Source organism: Psychromonas arctica (assembly GCF_038155225.1).
Classification (GTDB): Bacteria; Pseudomonadota; Gammaproteobacteria; order Enterobacterales; family Psychromonadaceae; genus Psychromonas; species Psychromonas arctica_B.
On sequence record NZ_JBAKBA010000008.1, the window covers coordinates 20,370 to 40,960 of the forward strand.

A 20,591-nucleotide genomic window follows, 5' to 3' on the forward strand; every position below is an offset into this window, starting at 1 on the left:
TGACGAATAATTGAAGCATTTGGGGAAAACTTCGTCTGTGCTCATCGAGTCATTTTCAATCTTCTTAACAATATTTTAGCTCTGTCGGCGAGTAGCTGTCGAAGAAACGAAACATAGTTTCGCAGTCTGGAAAAGTAAGTTTATTTATAGGAACAAAGAAAAATTATGTCTGTGAATATGTAACAGAAAATCGCCCATATTGTTTTTAACCTAAATTAATAACAGCCTCCTAACGCATCGTTCATACACTAGGCGCCTGTAGCGCTCTGAACTAGCAACGTCTGCTCATAAAACACAATACTCTCGTATCATTCGCTACCTTACCTTGCTAAAGACTGTTATTAATTCAGAAAAACGAGAAAGGGGGAGAATTGACGTAACCGCATTGTGTAATTTTTTATCGTAATTTATTGATACTTATAATTTCAATAAGTGGGTGTCCACAACTTTCTTGTGTGATGAACGAACATCAGTAGAAAGAGCTAATGGTATAGAAGAATTTGACTCTCATACCATTAAAAATTTACGTAATGCAGATATTTAATTACTTGCTCAAATCATCCGTTACTTCGCGTTCTGCTTTTTTGGATGCAAGTGAAAACACAAAATTAAAATTATTAACCATAATATTCAATATTGCTTTTAACTGAATGATGGTTAAGTAAAAAACAAGGGTTATAAAACCGACCTTTAATTCTGTTATGTACGGGTGGAAAATAGGGTTACTTATAATTATTGGCTTTGATAAATTAATAATTAAAATCCAAACCAACACAAACGCTGAAGAAAAAATAGTAAGCACCAACATTTTTATGCTTTCATAGCTCTCAGTTCCTTTAATTAGACTGATATTCTTTGAGTCTGTAAAAGCTCCAATAGCCTCTTTATAGCTATAAGCTATCCAAATACCTGCTAAAGTAAAAACTGCAGCTGACACATTTTGAAGAGTTCCAAGAACTGGTTCAAATAGTGAAAGGTTGATGGTCGGATAACTATGATATGCAATAAAAAAACCTGCCGATAAGTACAGCAAGTGCAATAGCATACTTTTTTTGTTATCTAAGATAATTTCTTTTGTTTTGAACAACAAATCAATCATTTTAAGCTGTCGCTTCCAGTTTAAGGGCTTTTTCTAATTTCGAACATTTGAAGTTCAATAAGCTTTCGCGTTGGTCATTCAAACAATCAAATATGACTTTTGCGGGATAATAGCTATCATCTTTCTTTTGGCTTTCGTCTAAATGGATGTGCTTTCGGTCTATGTAGCTAGCAAACCATTTTGTATCTTCTCCATTACTGCGGAAGCCTACATCATTCCAAAGTGCACTAACACCTTGTTCCTGCTTGTAAACTTCAATCATTCCGGCTAGTTCATCTTTGGTAAGATGCACTTCACTAATGATTTCAACTTGGTGCTTTCTTAACGATGCATCCTGTTTACGCATTACTTTGTTATAAAACCCAAACGAAGACGACACTTCATTCTGCTTGCTTCCTGAAATTGTATCTCGTACGACTATGTGCGTGATTTCTTTTGCAAGGGCATCCAAATTTACATCGTCTATCGATAGCTCTTTTAATACTGATTGTAACTGATAAGTCATGGAATATTTTTTGCAATCAGAGCGATAGCTAACAGATTTTATACTTATATCTCTTCCTGCTTTGCCGTTATATTGCATTCTATTTGAGACACTGCGATTTTCTGTGGGTATAAAGTTATCAATGCACTTTTTAAAATAATCACAAACTTCATTAGTTGAGGCTACTGAGTGTGGGAAATTGATACTAATAATTAAATCAGAATCAGGAATGAACCAATAATACATCGGTTCTCCGTAAATTAGTTTTTTTCCTTTAGCTTTATTACTTACTTTAATTACATCTTTATCATCCGAACCAACTTTAGCGTCTTCGATAAAGCCATTTAAAGATCCTTTGTCATTGTTTACCGCCCGGCAAAAAACAAATAGCATCTCATTCGAATTATCATCTTTATATATGTCTTTACAGTAGATTTTTTTCTTGAGAGGGTTGGCATTTACATCCCAAGGAATGGTTTGTGAAAACTCTCGACCGTCTACCCAATCAGAAACTAGGGTAATGGTTTCAGATAGTGAGCCTTTAGCCTTTACGTCTTTTTTTGATTCGCCATTATCTTTGCTAGTTTGTGTGATTTTATAAAAGCCACATTTATTAACATTAAAGAAAGTTACTAATCCGCTATCCATTATTATCCCTAAGATTTTTAAGTGTTACTTATTTTGGAGTAGCTAGTTAATAGATGCAATAAAAACCTCAAATAAATTTCAAAATTAGATCATAAAATCGTTGGTGAGGCATAAGCTTTGTTTAAAAGGTTGTCGCGTTTGCCCATTGCAAATTCAATTTATGAGAAAGAAACCTACAAAACAAGGTCCGTAGGCTCAGTTTGAAACAAATATAAAAGGTGAAATTATCTCATATACCGATAAAATGTGAGTCAAAATAGACAGCAGCCCTGGCAGACGAGAACTAATTCAGTAAAGGGGGCAAAAGACTAAACACGATTGAGCCTACTTTCTTTAAAGTAAAAACCGATAATATTACGGTGAATAAAGGGATGAATAAATTCACGCTGCGCGGCAAGATAAAGCCTATTCCTAATAAATCGTCAATGTTAAATGTACTGTTTTGTTTATTTCTTCCTGAGCTGCGAGAAGTTAAGGAATAGTTTACATTAAGCCAAAGGTAAAGCCCTTTAGCCTCATAAATTCCTTTACAACTCAATTTAATCAATCATTTATTGAAAACTCAATAATCTATTTGAATCTCAAGTAAATATAAAATACTGTGCTTTTATAATTAAAATTCGGGCTGAGAATGAGAAATTCTACAGCCTCGTTATATTTCGCTCCATATTGCAGTGAGTAAAATTTGAAATTATTAGTTGCCGCTAATAGTTTATACGTACCTTTTATGGGTAACTAAATAAGGAAAATTAAATAAATGAACGTTTATCAAATTATGAAGGATACGAGCAATGCATCGAATGTGTTCGCAGTAAATGTTACAAAATCAAGTGATGAAGCAATGCTGCTACTTGAACAAGGATTTGAAGGAGTTCAGACAATTAATGCGATGTCAGAGAAAGAGGCTATGGATTTATTTTTTAATAGCAATTCAAGTAGTGTGATGATGTCAACTTCATCATTTCTTACTGATGACACAAAGGTTGTAGCTAACTATGGCATCATCACATCAACGATCGTTAGTGGAACAAACATTTTTCGAGACATGCTTGCTGGGGTGCGAGATATTGTGGGCGGGAACTCCCAAACATACATGAATAAGCTTGAAGACTTGAAAGACCAAGCAATGAATGAACTCAAAAAGAAAGCTATAAGACTCGATTGTAATGCAATTATTAGCGTGTCTATTGATACAGAAGAAATTTCAGCCCAAGGCAAAGGGATGTTGATGATCACTGCGACTGGTACTGCGGTAAAAGTTCAAGTGTAATATTTCGTGCTAAAACTAAATTAATCATCAAAGAAAAATGGGGGTAAGTCTTGCCTTTTTATAATCAAATAAGTTGTGGATTTAAAATATCAACTTATAAATATCACTTGTTTAATGAGCTAAGTCGATACTCAATGCGGCTATCATATAAGGTAGTGGGCACCCAAACATTGATCTTATAAATATCATTTAATTAACGTTAAAATCGATATTAAATATGGTTACTTTGCACCTCCCGTTGAGTTTTTCTAGTTAAGTTGTGGACATCCAAACGCTGAACTTAGAAATATCAATTAGTTAATAAACAATGTCGATATTCAATGTGGCTTCATTAAACTGTTCGTTGAGTTTTCTGAGTCAAGCAATGATGTATGTCGTTGTAGGAGTGAATTAAACTTTACGTGTTAGGGGGGAAGGATAAAAACACGATTGTTGATATTAGTAATATGCCGTTCAATGCTCAATATGGTGACAATGCGCAATGGCAGATCTTGTGTTGATCTTTAAGGTACTAAAACAAGATCTGACCTTTATAAATAATAAGATGCCGAATTAATTCAGCCTTTTACATGTTGTTATTGCCCATCGCCTTTCGTTAACACCACTAAATTATCGCAATGGTCACCCAAACGGCACACTATGGTATTTTCTTTAATAGAAACCTTTTTAGACGGTATTTTTTTGTCTAAAAAGTCGAGTATTGATGCAGTCAATGCAGCGCCCTCATTGGATAAATTATAGTGAGTAAGAATGACAATATACTTTCCATTCAATCATTTTAACCCTTACCCATTCAGCTTCAATGGTTATTTTTTCTGTATTACAGTACTAATGCCGTGTTAATGGATTGATTTTTGGCGGGAGAAACTCGCACTAATAAAGGCTCTCGATAAAAATGCCAGTTGTTATTAACTGACTGGCATTAGGCTAATAAGGCCCATTTACAATGGTGTAATGATGGCATTTTTTTAATAATGTTAAAAAGTGCTTTAAATTTCGATCCAGACTGCTCTCGGGTAAATAGAGGTGATAACCATATGCCTTGGCGAGTTGTTCACTACGATGTAACCATGCTGCGATTGGGCCTTTGTATATAATGTCATTTAACGTATAGGGTTCAAAATTAATTACACTATCATCACCATCAAAATCAATCTCTTTATTAGCGATCGCTAAAATGAGCAATTCTTGTTGTTCGTGAATTAACTTGTTCGCTAATCTTGGTGATATGTTGCTAGCTATATGCTCTAAATTATTGAGCTTGATGCCGACATAAGGCAATTGTATATGCTCTCCTTGGACATATGCTTTAGGTTCACCAAAACGGATAATATCTTGCCATGGTAGTGTCCATTGACCATTACGATGACAATATATAATCATTTTTGGAGTGATAAAAAAGCTGACTCTCGGCTCTAGACATTTCAGTATCCCTATTAAGATAACCACTAGTGTCGCTGAGATAAGGAAAATTAATTGAATTTTAAAAGTTTGCCAAAGGAATAAGCTCATAAGCCAAAAAATAAATAATGCTATGCATCCAAGCCATATAAATGTGTGCGTATGACGTTTTGAATTGGGATGAGTGTTAATTACTCTATCGGTTGTATTATCCAATTTAACCTTCCTTGAAAACATTGTCGGTTGAACAAATATTTTGCATTAGCAACGATAAATAAATTTTGAGAGTAAATATGAACTTTTACAAATTAAATCATAAATATAAAAAACTATCATAAACAAAGTGGATGTTTGAGTCATTGCCAACGATTGTAAATTCTGTTTCGAAACAGGTTACCTTACTTGGTTTAAGTTTATTAAAAAAAGCGGGTCATTCAACTCTTTTGAGTAATGCTGTTTGTACTGTTAAGCGTTGGATTACTATGACTTAACCTAGGTAATTTAGGTGCTAATTCTTTGCTGCCCATCCTTTTTTCCTCGTTTTTATCACCTGAATTTATGCGTTAAATGCAGGCTAAATTATTTTTGATTTTATGATAAATATCGCTATCTATTGTTAATGCTTAGGCACATAATCTCGCTGTTACCAGGTCGCTTAATGTCACTGTGTAACGTTTTTTATAGGGTTATTAGTTGTTTATCTTAATAAAGGAAAGCATCGTGAGTAAAGGCCAAGACAGTAAAAAAGACGGTAAGAAAAAACCGCTTTTGACAGCAAAAGAAAAAAGAGCAGCAAAAATAGTAAAAAAATCAAAAGTTGGATTTTTAGCTAAATAAATATTAAATGAAAGGTCATCCATTTTCAGATGACCTTTTAAAGTGTCGAGCGTTAATTCATGTTAATTAGCATTATTAATCAATATGAGTGAGCGTAGTCCCTATAAATTTCATTGATAATGCACTGCAAGGCCCTCAATACTTTTTAAGTACTCCTCAATAAGCACATCACCTGATAAAGGTAACCTGCATCTCCGAAGCAAGGTCTCTAATAAACGGCTTTCTAATGCAAGCTTCTTAGCAATAACTTTCTAACAACAACCTTCTAATAATAACTTAGCCTGTCTATTAATACTTTATTGTATTTAAGCAGAGTGCTTTTTAGAGCATGATTGTGTTTGCGTATTTTTATCTTGGTTGTACTTGAAATTTTAGGTCGGGTAGACATGTCATACCAATCACAATAAATAGCTTATCTATTTTATTGGTTAAAACAGCCCACTTCCTCGTTGTAAATTTAGTAAAGGGAGCAGCCATTAAAGAATTAACCTCTTTTGGTTAATTCTCCGATAGACGATTAACGAAGTTAATCTTCGAAAGTCTCAATTTACGCCTTGAATTAAACTGTTTTTCCAGCGCAAAATGTAGATAACCTATTTAATGTAATCGGTATAAATTAAGGGTAATTGAGCATGGGCAGAAAGGGGAGTATTCCCTAGAAGATTGATTTTTACTAAGTGCTCAACTTGTTAAAAAGTGCTCAACGCATGTTGAGCACAAATTTACAATTTAACTATTACTAAGTATTGATTACAATTTAATATTACTCAGTACAATTTAACGATTACTTAGTCTGAGCAACCATCACTGATTTTATATTCATGAATTCTTTTAAACCAAAACCGCCATGTTCACGCCCATAACCACTACTTTTAACTCCCCCAAACGGTAAGTTTGGTTGAGATGAAGCAAAGCCATTAATATTAACCATCCCTGTATCAAAGTGTTTCATCGCTAGTTCTGTTGCGCTAGCTTCATCCTTAGAGAAAATGCCGCCACCTAAGCCATAGCGTGAATCGTTTGCAATACGCATTGCATCATCATTATCTTTTGCTTTGATAAGCGCTGCGACAGGGCCAAACAATTCGTCATCGTAAGCTGGCATATTGGGTGTCACATTCTCTAAAATAGAGGCTGGGTAAAAGAAACCTTCTCTATCAGGCATTTCACAGCCACAAACAACCGTTGCACCTGCTGCAATGGATTCAGTGACCTGTTCGTGTAGTTTTTCTTGTAAGTCTTTTCTTGCCATAGGGCCTAGGTCAGTGTCTTTTGCGTTCGGATCGCCCATTTTCAACTGCATCATGGCTTTTTTAAACCCATCTTTAAATTTATCATAATTTTTTTCGGTGATGATAAAGCGTTTTGCTGCAACACAGGTTTGACCGTTATTAACAATACGACCTTTGATACATGTTTCAATCGCTAGTGGGATATCTGCGTCATCTAAAACAATATAAGCATCATTACTGCCCAGTTCCAATACTGTCTTTTTGCTACGTTTAGCCGCATTTTCTGCTACTTTTTTACCTATTGCATCACTGCCTGTAAAAGTAACGCCTTTGATGCCATCATGACTAATTAGTTTACTGGCAGTTTTACCATCAATTAATAATGATTGGTAAGCATATTTTGGAAAGCCTGCTTGTTCGAATAATGATTGTATTTTCTTTGCCATACCGAATACATTTGAAGCGTGCTTCATTACCGTCGTATTACCAGCCACTAAATTACTGATGCTGTATCTTATTACTTGATACAGTGGAAAGTTCCAAGGTTGAATGCCTAGTATTACACCTATTGGCTGATACGTTATTATTGCTTTACCACCGTTATAATCACGGTTTTCATTCGCTAATTCTTTTTCTGCAATATCTGCCGTGTAGTTACAAATATTAGCGCAAAGGGCGACCTCTTGTTCGCCTTGGGATTGCACTTTACCCATTTCATCAACCATCAACTGGACTAATTCATCGCTATTTTTTTCAATTACCTTTGCGAGTGCTTTGGCAAGTTTTGCGCGTTCTGAAATAGGGATAAGTTTCCATTCATCGAAACATCGATTTGAATTGACTACTGCATTTTTAGCTTCTTTATGTGTCATCAATGTATATTCTTTTAGCTTTTTCTCAGTAAAAGGATTGATTGTTACTATTGAATTACTCATTAAACTGTTACCTCTTTATTGCATTAGTTATTAGATTGCAGCAAAGATGATGCCATTTTTTAATTTTCTTTAAGCCTTTGAATTGTAAATTGTTTTTTGTTTTTCAAATAAAGATGGATGATATGTGGTTAGGTAATGATGAAATATTTTCAATATAGAATGTTAAATTTACATACAGAGAAAGGGTAGTTGAGCATTCAATAACCGTATTGTAATAAAAAGAAAGTATTGGGTCACTTTATAAACTAAATATTATCAAACAGTTAACAATATAATACAAAACTAAGAGTGACAGCGATAACGCTCCAGTTGAGTTTTTCTGAATCAATGTCAGACTTTAGTAAGTTAACAGTTAAACGAAATAAGGATTATTTTTATGTTCATTGGTGAAGCGTCTAAATTATCAGGAGCCACGCAAAGAGCGATACGATTATATGAATCGATGGGGTTGTTGAAAATATCTAGAGAAGGCAAGTATCGTATTTACACTTATAAAAATATTGAGCTCATTAAGATAATTAAAGACGCACAAAGCTTGGGGCTCAACCTTTCAGAGATAGTCGCTATTTTGGGTCAACAAGAAGAATTTGATTGGGGCTTAATACATGATTTTCTTAATCAGAAATATAGCATGATAGAAAATGAAATACAGAAATTAGAAAACCAAAAAAAGAATATCAAAAAGACTCAGCGTTCAATAATAACTTGCTTAAAAGAGCTTGACTCTAACCCATAGGTGAAAGTTTATACTGTATCCATTACTACTTAGTACGGTGTAAATTATGAAAAAAATTCTTGTTATTAATGCTAATCCAAAATCACATAGCATGTGTAAATCTATCGCTGAATATTATGCACATGTTGCAGGTCTTAAACATGAACTGAAGCGCATAGAAATATCGGATATGAATTTTGAATTAAATCTATCAGAGGGTTACGAGAAAGTACTTCCTTTAGAACCAGACCTATTGAGTTTTCAACAGATGATCCAATGGTGTGATCATATTGTTATTGTTAGTCCTGTGTGGTGGGGAAATATTCCTGCAAAATTTAAAGGGGTTATCGATAGAACTTTTTTACCAGGCTTTGCATTTAAATACGTAGATGGAAAAAGAGGATTGAAAAAACTATTAACAGGGCGTACTTCAGAATTGATTTTTACTCTAGATACACCTCCATTTTGGTATAAATATATTCAAGGAAACCTAATATACAGACAACTAAAAAACTCTATTTTAGGGTTCACGGGTATAAAAAATACATCTTCAACGTATTTTGGACCAGTATTACATTCGACTGAAAATACGCGGGGGAAATGGATGAAAAAAGTACAAAAATTAGCGAGTAATATATAGCTATTAACGGTGTTTTTTGTCACTAATTATTTTCGCCTACTTAATATTGGCATTATATTAGTATCATTTTCAACTCAGAATTAGGGTTGTAGAATTAATGTTAAGGAGTAAGTTTTGCCATTTATTGCATTTGAATCAGCTCAATTGTCATCAGAAGTTAAAGAGCAATTAATAGATAGATTAACAGAAGTTTCTGTTGAGGTGACAGGTATACCAAAAGAATTATTTTTAGTTTCAATCCGAGAGCAGCCAGATGATAATCTTGCTATCGGTGGTAAATCGATAAAGAAAATAAAACAAAGTTTGTGTTAAAGAGTTAGATATAAATTTTAAAATTAATCTTATCAATCAGTTACTAATATTATAGGTAATCGATGGGAATGCGTTTTGTGGAGAAATAAAAAGCTGTGGAAAAGGTAGTGGACGCCGAAACATTGATCTTATAAATATCATTTAGTTAACGTTAAAGTCGATGCTAAATATGGTTACTTTGATCATCCCGTTGAGTTTTCTGAATTAATAATACCGATTACATTAAATAAGTGATCTAAATTTTGCGCAGGAAAAATGAGTTAGTTCAAGGCGAAAATTGAGCTAAATGGTTGTTCCCTTTACGAAATTTACAACGAAGAAATAAGTTGTTTTAACAAGTAAAATAGATAACTTAATTAGTGTGATTGGTATAATTACCTTTAGCAAGCTAAGGAGTGATTTATGTATCAGCATAGTTTTACGAACGGATTAAGCTTTGCGTATCCTTTTCAGTCTTTTTGCGTGTTGTGGGTGAAAGTATCTTCTGGCAAGAAAAAGTAGAGTCGTCGACAGGGTCAAAAACTGATAAGAAAAATTAACCTGTCACGATGAGTGCAGGTGAATTATAAAACAATAAGTAAAGAGCGAACAAAAGAACCTGGATCAAAAGAATCCTGACACCATAAACTTTATTGGTTACCTAACTTCACCAAAGGGAAGGTTCCCTTAACAGTAACATTACAGATAAGGGAGGTTAACTCTCTATTCGAGACCAAGCTTTTCTAACAATATTTCAGCTTGTCTGGTTAATGTTTTATTCGGGTTTAAGCTAAGTGCTTTTTCAGCGAATGATTGGGCTTGCGCATTTTTAGCTTCGCGGTAGCTTAATTCTGCTAGGCGCAAATAGATTTCAGGGTTACGTGGAGAAATCCTGATTGCACGTCCTAACGTTCCTCTCGCACCTCGTAAGTTGCCATTGCTTTCTTGCTGCTCTGCAAGGGTTAATAATGAGTTTAATGCTGCTCTTCCTTTAACCGTATTATCAATACCGCCCGTTGAATTGCTGGTTGAACTTGGCGTTGTGGCCTCTGTCACGGGTGCTGTAGCTGGTGTTGTAGTGACTGGTTTAGTACTACAGGCCCATAAAAAACTAGATAAACAAACAACAGTAACAATTTTATAATGATTCATGATGATGATCTCTTCATTTGGTTTAGTCGGTTTAGTCGGTGAAGTTACGGAACCAATCCATGACTTTATCGGTTGTACTGCAACGTATTACTTCTTCTGGCTCAGTGCCACTCACGAAAGGTAATTGTATTGCATTATCACAGCGATCTTCGCTACCTACACCTGACTCTCCATCCACCCAACTTAGCGTGACGTTTTTTGGTGGAAAGTTCTGTAAAGGTTGTTGAGCACGTGCTTTAAAAATATCAGTCCAGACACGAAGCGCACCACTTGAACCCGTTAATCCAGTGGTTTTATTATCGTCACGACCAAGCCAAACAACCGCTTGCATGTCATCTGAAAAACCTGCAAACCAACTGTCTCGTAAATCATTGGTTGTCCCGGTTTTTCCTGCCACCGCAAAATCAGGTAATAACCATTGTAATGCTTTAGCGGAGCCTTCGTGCGTCACCGCTTGTAAAGCATGGCGTAAAGTATAAATTGAACTTGAATTAAAGCGTTTTTGAATATCGATAGGGTAGCTGGTTAACACTTCTCCGCGTGCATCAACAACGGAGCTGATTGCCAATAACGGCGTATAAAAGCCACCAGATGAAATCGTTTGGTACATTTGAGCAACGTCAAGCGGGCTCAATTCAGCAGCGCCTAATGTAATTGCTGGGACCGCTGGAATATCACTATCAACGCCAAGTCGTTTTATGGTTGATAATATATTATCTAAGCCTAGCTCATTACCTAAACGCGCTGTTGCCTGATTGTATGAGTGCGCCAATGCTTTATATAAAAGCACATCGCCATGATCTTTTAAGTCGTAATTTTTAGGGGACCAGCTATCACCGTTCTCTAATGTTTGCTCGTAGGCTGCATCGCTTATTGGGGTCGCTAATGTATATTGTTCACTTTTTTCCAACGCGGTTAAATAGACGGCGGGTTTCATTAATGAGCCGATTTGTCGACGGGCATCAATGGCGCGGTTAAATCCTGCATATTGAGTATCGCTACCGCCAACAATAGCGGTGACTGCGCCTGTATTGGGTTGCGTAACAATGACCGCACCTTGCAGGTTGGCACTTGCGTCAGATTTTTTTTGTTTAGCAATCACTTTAACCAAGCTAGCCTCAGCCGTTTCTTGAATTAAGGGATTAAAATGAGTGAAAATAGACAAGCCATTCGAACTCAAGTCTTCCGTCTTGTAATCATTCTGTAATTGCTTACGGACAAGATCTAAATAAGCGGGGTAACGTTTAGTCTTACTGGTGCTGCGATCGCCAATCCCTAAAGGAGTTTGCTTCGCCGATTCAGCCACATTTGCATCAAGGCGATTTTCTCTCACTGCAATATCTAACACTAAATTACGGCGTTTTAATGCACGTTCAGGATTACGCCATGGATTGTAATAACTGGCACCGCGTACAAGTGCAACTAACAGGGCTTGTTGTGAAAGGGATAAATCCATCAGATTTTTTTTGAAATAATATTGACTGGCTAAACCAAAGCCATGAATGGCGCGCGGTCCATCTTGTCCAAGGTATACTTCATTCATGTATCCTTCTAAAATCTGAGCTTTGCTTGCATGTAACTCTAGTAATATCGCCATCAACGCTTCCTGCGCTTTACGAATTAATGTTTGTTCTGGCGTGAGGTAATAATTTTTAATCAATTGTTGTGTTAGGGTTGATGCACCTTGTGAGAACCCTCCCTGTTTAATATTTGCGATCACAGCTCGCCCAATGCCGCGCAGTGAAATACCATAATGATCATAAAAATCCTTATCTTCAACGGCAACCAATATTTCTTGTAAAGAAACAGGGACCTCGTCAAGTTGAATGAGTATTCGATCTTCGTTATGTGAAGGGTAAATTCCTCCAATAACAAGCGGTTGTAAACGTACTAAGGCTTTATTGCCTTTACTTTCTAATGCTGATACAAAGCCATTAGTTAAGGTGATTTTTATTTTTTGTGCTGCCGCCAATTCATCACTGAACTGAAATTGAGGGATGAAAATAGTCACTTTATTTCGTTCGATTAATGCCTCTCCGGGTTTATTAACGTTGCTCACAAAATGATATCCAAGTAGGGTCATTTCTTCACGTAAATCAGCCAGCGTGAGTGGTAATCCTTCGTATATTTCTAAAGGACGGGCATAAACCGTTGATGCAACTGACCACTGTTTATCTTTAAACGTTGAGTTAACAATGGAATCTAAGTAAATGAGCGTACCGACAGCGACCATTATTAATATCAATAATGCAGCCCATCGTTTACTTATGTATTTATGAATAGTCGTGTATTTATGGAGCACAGTAAGACCTTATGAGAACAAAAAATAAAAAGAAGATAATAACAAGGTCATCATCTTCTTCTAGAAACAGTTAATTATGGGGGACATAAAAGGGAGGTAACATTTTTATGTAGAAAACTTGATTAAGCCAGTTCTGACCACCCATAACGTTGACTAGTATTTATCATCAAAGTTCCTTTTAAAAGTGCAGTTTTCTCTGTTCAGTGCTCGAACATTAGTCGGGTTCATTGCGCTGTTGTAGTTAAATTTAAGTTGTATTTAAACTTAACGCATATAAATGAGTATCCTTTTCGGCGCATTCATCGTTTGCTTTCACTCGCATACAAATTGAACTAGAAATAGAACTGCCATCTTTTAATGATTATCTGCATCGCTTTTATTTAGAGGCAAGTGCAAAGTAAATGCTGTTCGTTTACATCAGATGACTTCTTGAGCCGTGTGCTGAGTTTTAATGAAAGCTTTTCCCAAAAGAGTTGGCTTGTAAGTTTGATAACTCTCTTACATTCAACCTTTATTTTATTAGTTAAGTGAAATTTATTTTGAACGATTGTTCAAAATAAGGTTGAACGTTCGCTCAAATTAAAATAGTATGTGCTCTGAGTTACTTAAAACATATTATTTATTGGAGTTAAACATGACAGATTTTACGTTATACACAGCAGAAAACGCACCTGAAGCATCAAAACCGTTAATGGCTGATTCAGTAGCTGCATTTGGTATGATACCTAACTTACACGCAGTAATGGCTGAAGCACCAACATTACTAAAGGGCTACCAAGTACTGCATGATCTTTTCCAGAAAACATCGTTTAACGCTGAAGAGTTAACTGTTGTATGGCAGTCAATTAACGTTGAGCATGAATGTCATTACTGTGTACCGGCACATAGTGCAATTGCGGCTTCAATGAAAGTTGACCAAGATGTTGTTGATGCACTTGTGAACAAAACACCGTTGGCTAACCCTAAGTTAGAAGTATTACGTGAAACGACACTTTTAATGACGCGCGAACGTGGTGTGATTAGTGATGAACAAATTGAGAAATTTTTTGCTGCAGGTTACGGCAAGCAACAACTACTTGAAATTATTGTTGGTTTATCTCAAAAAGTCATGAGTAACTATACAAACCACCTTGCAGATACGCCAGTTGATGCACCCTTTAAAAAATTCATAAAATAATTTAGAGTTTTTAAAGTGTGATATAAAAAAGGTAACTTAGGTTGCCTTTTTTCTTTTATAAAGTTCTGTACTGAAACCTTATATCACTTTATAAAAAGGTTTCTTATGATGCTAATAGTCGACAAGCTTGCTTTATAATAAGCACAAAAACGACTTCTCAACGTTGTTTACCGTTAGTTCTATCAGGTCGCTATCAATGTGTCTATTTGCCAAGTCTCCCTTGGTTTGGCATAGTCACCTATCCACTCTCATCAATCTTATTAGGGTTACGTTATACCCTACAACACAGGGTTACTGATTTATGAACAAAACCATTGAGACAATGTTAAATCACCGATCGATTCGCCAATATACTGATCAACCGATAGAGAAAAGCCAGCTTGATACGATTATTCAAGCTGGGTTAGCGGCTTCTTCATCGAGTATGTTGCAAGTTGTTTCTATCATTCGAGTGACGGACAAAAGCAAACGTAAGTTGTTAGCTGAGTATGCGGGTAATCAACCTTATGTTGAAAATGCGACTGAGTTTTTGGTATTTTGTATTGACTATCAACGCCATGCTGCCATTAATCCTGAGGTGCAAGCTGACTTTACAGAGCTCACGCTTATTGGTGCGGTTGATTGTGGCATTATGGCGCAAAACTGTTTGTTAGCCGCTGAGTCATTAGGGTTAGGTGGCGTCTATATTGGCGGACTACGTAACAAGATACAGTTGGTTGATGAGCTACTTGAGCTTCCACAAAATACATCGGTATTATTTGGCATGTGTTTAGGTTATCCAGCGCAAGATCCTGAAGTTAAACCGCGTTTACCTGCTCATGTGATTATGCATGAAAACCAATATCAACCACTGAATATGGATGATATTAAAGGTTACGATGAAGTAATACATAACTATTATGCAAGCCGCTCGAGTAATCAAAAACAAAGTACGTGGTCTGAAGAAGTAACGGGGCAATTATCAAAAGAGTCTCGCCCGCACATTCTGCCGTATTTGAATAAAAAAGGGTTAACAAAGCGTTAGATTTTAGAATATTTGTTACACGTTGTTTATCTTTAAAAATAGTTGCTTGTAGCAATAATTCTCTGAAATGATGAGCAGCAATGATTATTTGCAATCAAGTAAGGCATGGATGCCTTTGTTGAGTATAAATAATGAATTTGAGTATAATCAGTTAAGTCTATAATTAACTACTTTTCAAACATAGTTAGTCCATTTTTTGTTAGGCTACGTTAATATTGAAATCAGATAACAGGTCATTAAATTCATTAGGAACCAATGCATTGAATACAAGCTTAAGCACTAAACCATGCCTGCATTAACGCTTACCTTAATACGTGGTTTACCCGGCAGTGGTAAAAGTACATTGGCTAAAAAGCGGGTGGAAGAAGCGGCTAACTCGACGGGGCAAACAATAGTGCATTTAGAAGCGGACATGTATTTTATTGATGATGCTGGCGTGTATTGTTTTCAGCCTGAATTTATTAAAAAAGCACATGCGTGGTGCCAACAAGCCTGTGAAAATTTACTCCAGCAACAACAAAATGTCATTGTGTCAAATACGTTTATTAAGCATTGGGAAATGAAGGCTTATCAACAGTTAGCCAAGCAATATAACGCCAAGCTTGAAGTGATTGTGTGTAAGGAAAAGTACGCGAATATTCACGAAGTACCTGCCGAAACAGTGAAAAGAATGAGGCAGCAATGGCAGCCATAATGTTTAAATTTAAACTTACTGTTAGCTATCACTACGAAGCCGTGATGCACTTTAAGGTCGAATCTACCATGTAAAAAGATAGAATACTGGCATGTCAATTTTGTCACAAATGTCATTAATATAGTGTTGTATCTTATAGCGGAAGTTATAAAGCAGGTTATAGTGGCTCAAAAAGAGCTAACGAGATGTTGGTATTATTTTAAATTAAATTTTTAAAACAGCTATTCAAAGGAGTGTGGTTATGGTTAATAAATCGATTAAATATACACTTATTTTTACACTGGGCATGTTATTCAATACAAGCTTGTTCGCTGATCCCATTTGGATTGATGTGAGAAGTTATATTGAAAATAAGGTTGATAATATTGAAGGTGATAAACGTATATCACACTCAGATATTGTGGATGAAGTTAGCGAATTGTTCCCTGATAAAAATACCGATATTCGTTTGTATTGCCGTAGTGGCATTAGGGCTGAAAACGCCTTATCTGCTTTACATAAAGCAGGATACAATAACGTTATCAATGTCGGTAGTATTGAGCATGCTCGTGAATTAAGGTTTAACAATGAGCCTGTTAAATAACTTCAGTTCTGTATAAACAAAGCGATACAACACCTCTATTTCTTATTAAATTATCTCTCAATAACCCGTTATTGCTTCAATAATTCGGCTTGAACGACGCAACACTAACAGCACTGACCAGTCAAAAATTATAACTTTATGATTTTAAATATAATTTTGTTTTCACTAACCATAGTTGGGGTTAAATAAATTAATCTTAGTTTATATTGTTGTATTGGAAGCCCCTCTTTTTATTACTCTCTTTTTAAACTACGCTTTAGATCTGCGTTATATATTCCTGTGGTGTGTACCCAAATTGTGCTTTAAACGTGGCTATAAAACTGCTGACATTTTTATAGCCTAATTCATGAGCGACGAAGGTCGATGTTTTCCCCTGCGTTAGTAATGCAAGTGAGTTCATTAATTTAAACTGACTACGCCATTGACGAAATGTCATCCCTGTTTCTGCTTTAAAAAGGCGTTCTATTGTGCGGACGCTCGCGCCTGCTATTTTCGATAAATCGGGTAATGAAAGAGCTTGGTTTGGGTGTTGTACAATGTAATTAATTAACCGTTGTAAGCGGGGATCTTGCCCTGAATGAATATTATTATGAAATGACTCAAGCACTCCCAACTCATCAATAGCAACCAAGCCTAAGTGTTTAATTTTTTGAGCAGTTAAAGGTATTTTATGGTCGGTTAACTTTAAGATAACTTCTCGTAAAAGGGGGCTCATTGTGAGCATCAAAATAGACTTTTCATTTTGTCTAACTGGGTATGAAGGGTCAATGTAGATATTGCGTAATTGAGTATCTGTTTCACTGTTTACTTGATGAGGAATATAACTTGGAATCCAAACTGCATGAGTGGGAGGGACAACCCATATAGTCTCATTGCTAGTCACACTTAAAATACCTGTTGCAGCCCATAGTAGTTGCCCTCTCGCATGAGAGTGAGCGGTAATACCTGTTTCCGCTTGCATATTCCTACTATGCGTCAGTACAGGACGAGTATGGTCAATAATAAATGCATTATCACTGGGTGCTATATTTGGCGTTTTATAGGTATGTTTTGTCATATTTGCTACTTAAGACGACACTAAATGTCGGTTACTATAACAGCCAATGCACCAGCTAATATACCAGTCAATATATCAATGACTATATTGGTGACTATAAGCAACTGCATCATTTGTTGTTCTAAATATAATTCATATTAACGTTATTTCGGAAGGGCCGTTTTATGCAAATCAAGTTCAGTGTACGGTCATTTTCCTTTATTGGTGTGTTAGGTATTGCATTGATGCTTGTTTTATTTCCTATTGAAAACAAATCACTGTCTTTCTCTTATAGCGCTGCTGTTGTGTTGATCACCTTAGCTTGTTGGAGCACCTCTGTTATTCCTCCTTTTCTAGCTGGGCTGATCTTTTTTGCTTTATCAACGATTTTTCATTTGGTTGAGCCCGCTATTTTATTTTCAGGGTTTGCTTCTACCGCGGTGTGGTTAATTGTTGCAGGGTTTGTGATAGGGGGAGCGATTTCATCATCTGGCTTAGATAAACGATTAGCATCCATCATTGCACCGCATTTAACTTTGAGCTATTTTCGTTTGATCTTTGGTTTGGTGTTAACGGCTATGTTGCTTGGCTTTATTATGCCTTCTTCAGTGGGACGGGCGATTGTTTTGATTCCTGTTGGCATGGCTTTAGCTGAACGTGTAGGTTTCACATCGGGCAGTAATGGCCGTCGAGGAATTGCGGTAGCGTTAGCAATTGCTTGTAATATGCCTAGTTTTGCAGTGTTACCCGCTAATATTCCCAATATGATTTTAGCGGGGGCGAGTGAAACGTTGTTTAATATTCACTTTAGTTACATTGAATATCTACTTTTGCATTTTCCAATTCTTGGTGTGATTAAATCAATGTTACTGGTAGGTTTAGTGCTGTTTATTTTTCCAGATAAAGTTGTTTCCCCTACTAATATTAAAGAGGCTTATTCGGGTTCAATACCTACATTCGATAATAAACAGCAAAGAAAAGTCGCTTTGCTTCTCGTGATTACTTTATTATTTTGGGTGACGGATTCAATACATGGGATTAACTCCGCTTGGATTGGGTTAACCACCGCTATTATTTTATTATTGCCGAAATGGGGAGTGCTTGAACCTAAAGCATTTAATAGCTCGGTTGATTTTGGCACGGTCATTTTTGTAGCGGCAGCACTTGGTTTGGGTGCATTAGTGAATACATCTGGCATAGGTGAATATATGGGACAAGTATTTAGTCATTTGTTACCTACATCATCGGATAATACTTTTTTAAACTTTATGTCGCTTTCTCTTATCTCTACTTTTACTGGGCTAGTCACGACTATACCGGGTGTGCCTACGGTACTTTCACCGATGGCTACAGACTTTTCTCAATTAACTGGTTTTTCAGTACCCGCAGTTTTAATGACACAGGTTATTGGTTTTTCTACGGTTATATTTCCTTATCAGGTGGCGCCGCTTATTCTTGCGATGCAACTTTCAAAAGAATCGTTAGGTAGTTTATTGAAGGTCACGTTGTCGCTGGCGATTATCACTATTTTGTTCTTAATGCCATTAGATTATTTATGGTGGTTAGCACTTGGTTGGATAAATTAACGACTGAATAAAGCTCCTTGAACGGTAACGGGGATATTCATTTTTATTAATTCGAGATGATGGTATGTTTACCAATATTTATTTTACATGGAGGTTATTATGACCAAAATTATTACCGGTGGTTGCTGCTGTGGCGACGTTACTTTTACTGTTGAAGATAACTTTAGTGATTTTTTCTTTTGTCATTGCGAACAATGTAGAAAATTAACCGGCAGCGCGCATGCCGCTAATTTATTTACATCTGCAGATAATATTAATTGGGTGAGTGGAATAGAAAAAATAAAGCGCTACGACCATCCAGAGCGTACCTTTACGCAAGCATTCTGTGAAAATTGTGGTTCTGGATTACCTTTTATAACGCAAGGAGGCGAGTCTTTAATCGTCCCTGCAGGCAGTTTGAATGAAGAATCAGTTAAAACGTTAGATGCTCAAATATTCTGTGCAGAACAAACTGAATGGCACAAAAATGGGTTAGGTGTTAGTAATAAAGTGCCGGGTTTTCCTGAGTAAATAGAGTTAATAAGTCATTTTCTGGCTTCTCTGCTTTGGCATTAATTATTTTATTGAACTGCATATATTAAAGAAGAAAAGGGTTGGAGGTTATTCCTTTGGCTTGCTTTAACTGTGGTCAAATTCAAAATATCCTTTTCTAATATTTTATAAATATTTATTGGACTATCTTTTAGTAGATAGTTAAAGTGAATGAATCATAATTTATCTATAAGGTTTTATATGACTCAATCTCTTCCTCTTGCAATTGTTGCTGGCGCAGGCCCTGGTTTAGGGAATACATTATTAAGTCGCTTTAAAGATCGTGGTTATCAGGTTGTAGGCTTAAATCGTTCGTTACCTTCAAAAACAGATTTTGATATTCGTGTGGTTGATTTAACCGATGAGCAAGCAACGAATGCGGTAATTGCATCGCTAATAAAAGAATATGGTGCGCCTAAAGTGGTGATTCATAATACTGCACAGTTAGTTATTAAGCCTTTAGCTGAGACGACTGCCGGTGATTTTGAAGCTTGTTGGCGTAGCATGGCTTTATCTGCTTTCGTATTAGCGAAGTCATTAATGCAACCAATGGTAGATAATGGTGGTGGTACGTTTATTGTTTCAGGAGCGACCGCGAGTTTACGTGGTAGTGCTAAGTTTTCTGCTTTCTCTTCAGCTAAGTTTGCATTGAGGGGCTTAACGCAATCACTCGCGCGTGAGTTTCAACCTCAAGGTGTACATGTTGTTCATAGTATATTGGATGGCATAATCGATACCGATAACAGCCGCTCTTTACATAGTATGGATCCCGATAAAATGATGAAGCCAGAAGATATTGCTGCTGTGTATTTTGGGCTTTGCGAGCAACCTAGATCAACATGGACACATGAATGTGATTTACGTCCATTTGATGGAAGCTTTTGATAGAAGGCTTAATCGCAGTGTGAATTAAAGTTAGTTAGCCCATTTTATAAAGCAAACTTCGGTTTGCTT

General features: G+C 36.1%; 19 protein-coding genes and 1 pseudogene. 12 read left to right on the forward strand and 8 right to left on the reverse strand.

Annotated elements, in window-relative coordinates:
- Window positions 1-544: 544 nt before the first annotated feature.
- Together V6255_RS04990 and V6255_RS04995 are read right to left on the reverse strand one after the other, a co-directional pair.
- Window positions 545-1,099, reverse strand: a complete 555-nt coding sequence (locus V6255_RS04990; RefSeq protein ID WP_341627146.1) for a hypothetical protein — start codon at window positions 1,097-1,099, stop codon at window positions 545-547.
- A 1-nt stretch (window position 1,100) separates the two neighbouring features.
- Window positions 1,101-2,231 (reverse strand): hypothetical protein, encoded by a 1,131-nt coding sequence (locus V6255_RS04995; RefSeq protein WP_341627147.1) that lies wholly within the window; start codon window positions 2,229-2,231, stop codon window positions 1,101-1,103.
- A 121-nt stretch (window positions 2,232-2,352) separates the two neighbouring features.
- On the opposite strand from V6255_RS04995, the pseudogene V6255_RS19280 reads away from it, so the two are divergent.
- Window positions 2,353-2,723, forward strand: a pseudogene (locus V6255_RS19280) (hypothetical protein); the annotation flags it as partial.
- 265 nt (window positions 2,724-2,988) lie between these two features.
- Window positions 2,989-3,501: a YbjQ family protein gene (locus V6255_RS05000; RefSeq protein WP_341627148.1), complete on the forward strand. Its 513-nt coding sequence runs from the start codon at window positions 2,989-2,991 to the stop codon at window positions 3,499-3,501.
- Between the two features lie 575 nt (window positions 3,502-4,076).
- Here V6255_RS05000 and V6255_RS05005 read toward each other — a convergent pair.
- The 3 genes from V6255_RS05005 to V6255_RS05015 form a co-directional block, all read right to left on the reverse strand.
- Window positions 4,077-4,274 carry a hypothetical protein gene (locus V6255_RS05005; RefSeq protein WP_341627149.1) on the reverse strand — a complete coding sequence of 66 codons (198 nt, stop codon included), beginning with the start codon at window positions 4,272-4,274 and terminating at the stop codon, window positions 4,077-4,079.
- Between the two features lie 154 nt (window positions 4,275-4,428).
- Window positions 4,429-5,118, reverse strand: a complete 690-nt coding sequence (locus tag V6255_RS05010) for a DUF2982 domain-containing protein (RefSeq protein WP_341627150.1) — start codon at window positions 5,116-5,118, stop codon at window positions 4,429-4,431.
- Between the two features lie 1,405 nt (window positions 5,119-6,523).
- Complete coding sequence (locus V6255_RS05015) at window positions 6,524-7,906, reverse strand: NAD-dependent succinate-semialdehyde dehydrogenase (protein WP_341627151.1); 1,383 nt, start codon at window positions 7,904-7,906, stop codon at window positions 6,524-6,526.
- Window positions 7,907-8,282: 376 nt separating this feature from the next.
- Here V6255_RS05015 and V6255_RS05020 point away from each other — a divergent pair, with 376 nt between their 5' ends.
- The 3 genes from V6255_RS05020 to dmpI all read left to right on the forward strand — a co-directional run bounded on the left by V6255_RS05020 (window position 8,283) and on the right by dmpI (window position 9,573).
- Entirely contained in the window at window positions 8,283-8,642 is a 360-nt protein-coding gene (locus V6255_RS05020) for a MerR family transcriptional regulator (RefSeq protein WP_341627152.1), read from the forward strand.
- Between the two features lie 46 nt (window positions 8,643-8,688).
- Entirely contained in the window at window positions 8,689-9,261 is a 573-nt protein-coding gene (locus V6255_RS05025) for an NAD(P)H-dependent oxidoreductase (protein WP_341627153.1), read from the forward strand.
- Window positions 9,262-9,375: 114 nt separating this feature from the next.
- Window positions 9,376-9,573 (forward strand): 4-oxalocrotonate tautomerase DmpI, encoded by a 198-nt coding sequence (gene dmpI, locus V6255_RS05030; protein WP_341627154.1) that lies wholly within the window; start codon window positions 9,376-9,378, stop codon window positions 9,571-9,573.
- A gap of 702 nt (window positions 9,574-10,275) precedes the next feature.
- Here dmpI and V6255_RS05035 read toward each other — a convergent pair.
- Entirely contained in the window at window positions 10,276-10,704 is a 429-nt protein-coding gene (locus tag V6255_RS05035; protein WP_341627155.1) for a tetratricopeptide repeat protein, read from the reverse strand.
- 31 nt (window positions 10,705-10,735) lie between these two features.
- Window positions 10,736-13,006: a penicillin-binding protein 1B gene (gene mrcB, locus V6255_RS05040; protein WP_341627156.1), complete on the reverse strand. Its 2,271-nt coding sequence runs from the start codon at window positions 13,004-13,006 to the stop codon at window positions 10,736-10,738.
- A gap of 634 nt (window positions 13,007-13,640) precedes the next feature.
- Between mrcB and V6255_RS05045 the strand changes: the two genes are divergently transcribed.
- From V6255_RS05045 to V6255_RS05060, 4 genes are all read left to right on the forward strand, one after another.
- Window positions 13,641-14,183, forward strand: a complete 543-nt coding sequence (locus V6255_RS05045) for a carboxymuconolactone decarboxylase family protein (RefSeq protein ID WP_341627157.1) — start codon at window positions 13,641-13,643, stop codon at window positions 14,181-14,183.
- 301 nt (window positions 14,184-14,484) lie between these two features.
- The gene (gene nfsA / locus V6255_RS05050; RefSeq protein ID WP_341627158.1) at window positions 14,485-15,207 is read left to right on the forward strand and encodes an oxygen-insensitive NADPH nitroreductase; all 723 of its coding nucleotides are present in this window, start codon (window positions 14,485-14,487) and stop codon (window positions 15,205-15,207) included.
- A 286-nt stretch (window positions 15,208-15,493) separates the two neighbouring features.
- Window positions 15,494-15,901, forward strand: a complete 408-nt coding sequence (locus V6255_RS05055) for an ATP-binding protein (RefSeq protein ID WP_341627159.1) — start codon at window positions 15,494-15,496, stop codon at window positions 15,899-15,901.
- Window positions 15,902-16,142: 241 nt separating this feature from the next.
- The gene (locus V6255_RS05060) at window positions 16,143-16,484 is read left to right on the forward strand and encodes a rhodanese-like domain-containing protein (protein WP_341627160.1); all 342 of its coding nucleotides are present in this window, start codon (window positions 16,143-16,145) and stop codon (window positions 16,482-16,484) included.
- Between the two features lie 256 nt (window positions 16,485-16,740).
- On the opposite strand, the gene V6255_RS05065 is transcribed toward V6255_RS05060, so the two are convergent.
- Window positions 16,741-17,541, reverse strand: a complete 801-nt coding sequence (locus tag V6255_RS05065; RefSeq protein ID WP_341627161.1) for a helix-turn-helix transcriptional regulator — start codon at window positions 17,539-17,541, stop codon at window positions 16,741-16,743.
- A 164-nt stretch (window positions 17,542-17,705) separates the two neighbouring features.
- Here V6255_RS05065 and V6255_RS05070 point away from each other — a divergent pair, with 164 nt between their 5' ends.
- The 3 genes from V6255_RS05070 (at window position 17,706) to V6255_RS05080 (ending at window position 20,522) form a co-directional block, all read left to right on the forward strand.
- The gene (locus V6255_RS05070) at window positions 17,706-19,106 is read left to right on the forward strand and encodes an SLC13 family permease (RefSeq protein ID WP_341627162.1); all 1,401 of its coding nucleotides are present in this window, start codon (window positions 17,706-17,708) and stop codon (window positions 19,104-19,106) included.
- Window positions 19,107-19,205: 99 nt separating this feature from the next.
- Window positions 19,206-19,616, forward strand: a complete 411-nt coding sequence (locus V6255_RS05075; RefSeq protein WP_341627163.1) for a GFA family protein — start codon at window positions 19,206-19,208, stop codon at window positions 19,614-19,616.
- A gap of 222 nt (window positions 19,617-19,838) precedes the next feature.
- Entirely contained in the window at window positions 19,839-20,522 is a 684-nt protein-coding gene (locus V6255_RS05080) for an SDR family NAD(P)-dependent oxidoreductase (protein ID WP_341627164.1), read from the forward strand.
- The last annotated feature ends 69 nt before the right edge of the window (window positions 20,523-20,591 follow it).